Annotated in this window: 5 protein-coding genes and 1 pseudogene; 1 reads left to right on the top strand and 5 read right to left on the bottom strand. The window is 71.6% G+C overall.

What is annotated here, in order from left to right; genetic code table 11:
* Positions 1-376 precede the first annotated feature (376 nt).
* From AOK24_RS06810 to AOK24_RS06790, 5 genes and pseudogenes are all read right to left on the bottom strand, one after another.
* A pseudogene (locus tag AOK24_RS06810) lies at positions 377-1,294 on the bottom strand (ATP-binding cassette domain-containing protein); the annotation flags it as partial.
* 124 nt (positions 1,295-1,418) lie between these two features.
* A complete protein-coding gene (locus tag AOK24_RS06805; protein WP_055719148.1) occupies positions 1,419-2,060 on the bottom strand; it encodes a PadR family transcriptional regulator in 642 nt (213 codons plus the stop codon).
* 18 nt (positions 2,061-2,078) lie between these two features.
* Positions 2,079-2,624 (bottom strand): DinB family protein, encoded by a 546-nt coding sequence (locus tag AOK24_RS06800; protein ID WP_055719147.1) that lies wholly within the window; start codon positions 2,622-2,624, stop codon positions 2,079-2,081.
* An 89-nt stretch (positions 2,625-2,713) separates the two neighbouring features.
* Entirely contained in the window at positions 2,714-2,965 is a 252-nt protein-coding gene (locus AOK24_RS06795) for a type II toxin-antitoxin system RelE family toxin (RefSeq protein WP_055719146.1), read from the bottom strand.
* On the bottom strand, positions 2,962-3,225 hold the full coding sequence (locus AOK24_RS06790; protein ID WP_055719145.1) for a type II toxin-antitoxin system prevent-host-death family antitoxin: 264 nt from the start codon (positions 3,223-3,225) through the stop codon (positions 2,962-2,964). Before AOK24_RS06790 ends, AOK24_RS06795 begins: the two co-directional genes overlap by 4 nt.
* A 45-nt stretch (positions 3,226-3,270) precedes the next feature.
* On the opposite strand from AOK24_RS06790, the gene AOK24_RS06785 reads away from it, so the two are divergent.
* On the top strand, positions 3,271-3,617 hold a 347-nt coding region (locus AOK24_RS06785), incomplete at its 3' end, for a thiol-disulfide oxidoreductase DCC family protein (protein WP_478078757.1).

Raw genomic sequence — 3,617 nt, 5'->3', positions numbered from 1 at the left:
GCGCCGGACGCGAAGCGAGCGCGCCCGGGCCCGAGGCAAGCACCCCGGGACCCAAGGCTGGCGCGCCAGAATCCGTGGGCGCTGGACGCGACGCGAGCGCGCCGGGGCCAGAGACGAGCACGCCCGGACCCGAGGCCAGCGCACCCGAGCCCGAGGCAAGCACCCCGGAATCCGTTGGCGCCGGACGCGAAGCGAGCGTGCCGGGGGCCGACGTGACCACACCCGCCCCCGAGGCCGGCGCACCGGGGCCCGAGGCGGCCGTGCCCGGGTCCGAGGTCACCGCGCCGAAGGCGCGGCCGGCCGTACCTGCGGTCGCTCCCGGAGCCGCCGTGGCCGTGCCTCCGGCTCCGCCGCCCGGCGTCCCCCTCCCCTCCCCCGTGATGTGCAGGAACACCTCGTCCAGCGTCGGCCGTCGCAGCGCGATGTCCTCCGCCTCGATCCCGGCGTCGGACAGGGCGCGTACGGTCCCGGTGAGTGCGGGCATCCGGTCGGTCACGGGGGCGCTCAGCAGTCGGCGGTCCGCGTCGGCGGTGACGCCGGTCAGCGGCAGGACGGCGACCGCGTCGGCGAGTTGGCGGGCGTCGCGCAGGACCACGTCGATGCGGTCGCCGCCCGTCGCCGTCTTCAGGGAGTCCGCCGTACCCTGCGCGACGACCCTTCCCGCGTCCACCACCGAGATGCGGTCGGCGAGTTGGTCGGCCTCCTCCAGGTACTGCGTCGTCAGCAGGACCGTCGTACCGCCGGCGGCGAGCGCGCGGACGGACGTCCAGACCTCCGCGCGGCCCCGGGGGTCGAGGCCGGTCGTGGGTTCATCGAGGTAGAGGACCTCCGGGTCGGTGATCAGGGACGCGGCGAGGTCGAGGCGGCGGCGCATGCCCCCGCTGTACGCGGTGACCGGTTTGCGGCCGGTGTCCGCGAGGTCGAAGCGGGTGAGGAGTTCAGCGGCGCGGGTGCGGGCGCGGTGGGCGCCGAGGTGGTGGAGGCGGGCGAACATCTCCAGGTTCTGGCGGCCGTCCAGGTCCTCGTCGAGGGCGGCGTGCTGCCCGAGGAGGCCGATGCGGCGGCGGACCTCGCGGGGGTGGCGTACGACGTCGTGGCCCGCGACCTCGACGCGGCCGGAGTCGGGGTGCAGGAGGGTGGCGAGGATGCGGACGAGGGTGGTCTTGCCGGCGCCGTTGGGGCCGAGGACGGCGTGGACCTCGCCGCGCGGGACGGTGAGGTCGAGGCCGTCGAGGGCGGCTTTCGGGCCGTAGGACTTGCGAGCGGAGTCGACGGTGATGGCCGGGTCGGTCACGGGGCCTCCCTTATTAGTCAAGATTGACTAGTCGATGCGGGGACGAAGGTAGCGGGGCGGAGACCATTGGTCAAACTTGATTAGATGCCTGCGCGTGAGGGGCTGCGCGTCCCCTGACGCCGGGCTACAGCTTGTCCCCCGGGTGCCTCTCCCCCGTCGCGTACGGGTTGACCTGCCCCTCCGCCAGCACGCCCACGAACGGCTCGCCCTCCCCCGCGAACGCGTACGCGCCCCCCTCGATCCGGGCGATCAGGCCCCTCGTCCACTCGGCCTCGCCGTCCGCCGTGTGGATCCAGAAGTTCATGATCTCGCCGATGTGGCCGAGCTGTTCGGGGCCGTCCTCGGGGACGTAGTAGTCCGTCACGGCCGACCGCCAGCTGCCGATGCGGCGGATCCGCTCCTCCAGGAGCGCGAGGACCTCGGCCCTCGGGAGGTCGACCATGCTGCCGAGGGCCGCGGACTTGACGTCCGTCTTCTGGTCGTACGAGGTCAGCGCTTCGCGTACGAGACGGAGGTACTCCTCGTCACCGGCGGCCGTGATCTCGTACTCCGTACGCGGGGGGCCGCCGGCCGTCGAGGGGGCGATCTCGTGCTCGTGCAGGAAGCCCTGTTTCGCCAGCTGTTTCAGGGCGTGGTAGATCGAGCCGGGCTTCGCGTTGGACCACTCGTGCGCGCCCCAGTACTCCAGGTCGCTGCGCACCTGGTAGCCGTGGGCCCGGCCGTGCTGACGGACCGCGTTCAGCACGAGGAGGCGGATCGCTGACATGCGGTCCAGGTTATGGGGTCAGCTTCCGGCTTCCGCCGCGAGTGCCACCAGCTCGAAGGCCGTCTTCCCGTCCAGGGACTCCCGTACGACGTCGGCGTGGCCCGCGTGCCTCGCCGTCTCCCGGATCAGGTGCAGCAGCAGCCATCTCAGCGAGACGCGGCCCTCCGGCGGGAACCAGGGCTGGTCCGGCAGCGCGAAGGTCCGGTCGAGGGTGTCGGCGGCCCGCACGAACGCCTCCGTCTCCGCGGCGACCTTCTCCCAGTACGCGAGCTGCCCCTCCACGGTCTCGTCCCCGACCAGCTGAAAACACTCATGCCAGTTCGAGGCGTCCCGCTGTACGGCCGGCTCCTCCCCCTTCGCCCGCGCGACCCAGCTCTGCTCGACCTCGGCGACGTGCTTCACGATGCCCGCGAGCGACAAGTCACTGGCGCTGGGTTTCGACGCGGCCTGCTCCGCGGTGAGCCCGAGCACGGCTCGCCGGATGCCGCCGCGCTGCTCTTCGAGGAACGCGAGGAGGGCGCCGACCTCGTCGCCGGGGGTTTCGGAGGGGACGTGGGTGACCATGGGGGTGCCTTTCGCCGGGGGCGGTTCTGCCTGACATCTCTGAAGGTAGGGGGGATGTAGGTCAGATGCTGGCCGCGATGGACGGCGAGTCAGCTCTCCCGGCGTCCGACGTGCTCGATATAGAGCGTCTCCGTCTCCACGTCGAGGCGATAGAGGACCCGCCACGAGCCGTGATGCAGGCGGCGATGATCGACTCCCCAGGCCCGCGAACCCTCAGGACGGGGGTTCTCCACGAGCCGGTCCGTAGCCGACAGGAGGTCGTCCACGCCCCGCGGGTCGTCCTTCAGATGTCCCGTGGCCGCGTCCAGAGCGGCCGGTTCCCACAGGACCTGCCAGGTCACTCGGCCCGCCCGGCGGCCTGGAGCAGCGCGCGGCGCGCTTCGTCATGCGGGACCGGCTGTCCAGAACGACCGAGCGCGCGGTCCCTCTCCAGACGCGCGAGCGCCAGCGCGTCCTCCAGGTCCTCCAACTCGGCAGGCGAGACGAGGACTGCGGCCGGGACACCGCGATCGGTCAACGTGATGTGCTCGTGCTGGGCCGCACGGCGGGCGAGTTCACCGAGTTTGCCTCTGGCTTCAGCGATGGGGTATGTAGCAGACATGTATCTACTGTACACCTGAATACATGTCCAGCAACGGGGAGCGGCGTGATCGCGGCTCGGCAGGAGATGTGGGCGGCCATGCCGTTGACGGGGGCCGCGTACCGGCGGCAGGTTGAACTCGGGCTCACACAGCGGGAGTTGGAGGAGAGTGAGCAGTCGATGCCGGTGCTTGTGTACGACGGGGACTGCGGGTTCTGTCAGGTTGCCGTCGATCGGATGCGGGGGTTGGCCTCGCCGGTGATCGAGGCTGTGCCCTGGCAGTTCCTGGACGCGGAGTTGACCGCGCCGCATCGTCAACGGCTCGACCGGGAGGTGTTGTTGATGCGCGGGGGCGTGGTTCTCGCCGGTGGGGCCGAGGCGTTGGGGAGGTACGTGGGGTCGTCGCCGTCGGT

Origin of the sequence: Streptomyces niveiscabiei (assembly GCF_001419795.1) — a bacterium.
GTDB classification, from domain to species: domain Bacteria; phylum Actinomycetota; class Actinomycetes; order Streptomycetales; family Streptomycetaceae; genus Streptomyces; species Streptomyces niveiscabiei.
The sequence above is the reverse complement of the archived record's forward strand: the minus strand, read 5'-3'. Positions and strand labels throughout refer to the sequence as shown.

Excerpts from the sequence above, each read along its gene's own strand:
- AOK24_RS06805 (WP_055719148.1), bottom strand. The coding sequence starts at position 2,060 with ATGTCAGCGATCCGCCTCCTCGTGCTGAACGCGGTCCGTCAGCACGGC.
- AOK24_RS06790 (WP_055719145.1), bottom strand. The coding sequence starts at position 3,225 with ATGTCTGCTACATACCCCATCGCTGAAGCCAGAGGCAAACTCGGTGAA.
- AOK24_RS06800 (WP_055719147.1), bottom strand. The coding sequence starts at position 2,624 with ATGGTCACCCACGTCCCCTCCGAAACCCCCGGCGACGAGGTCGGCGCC.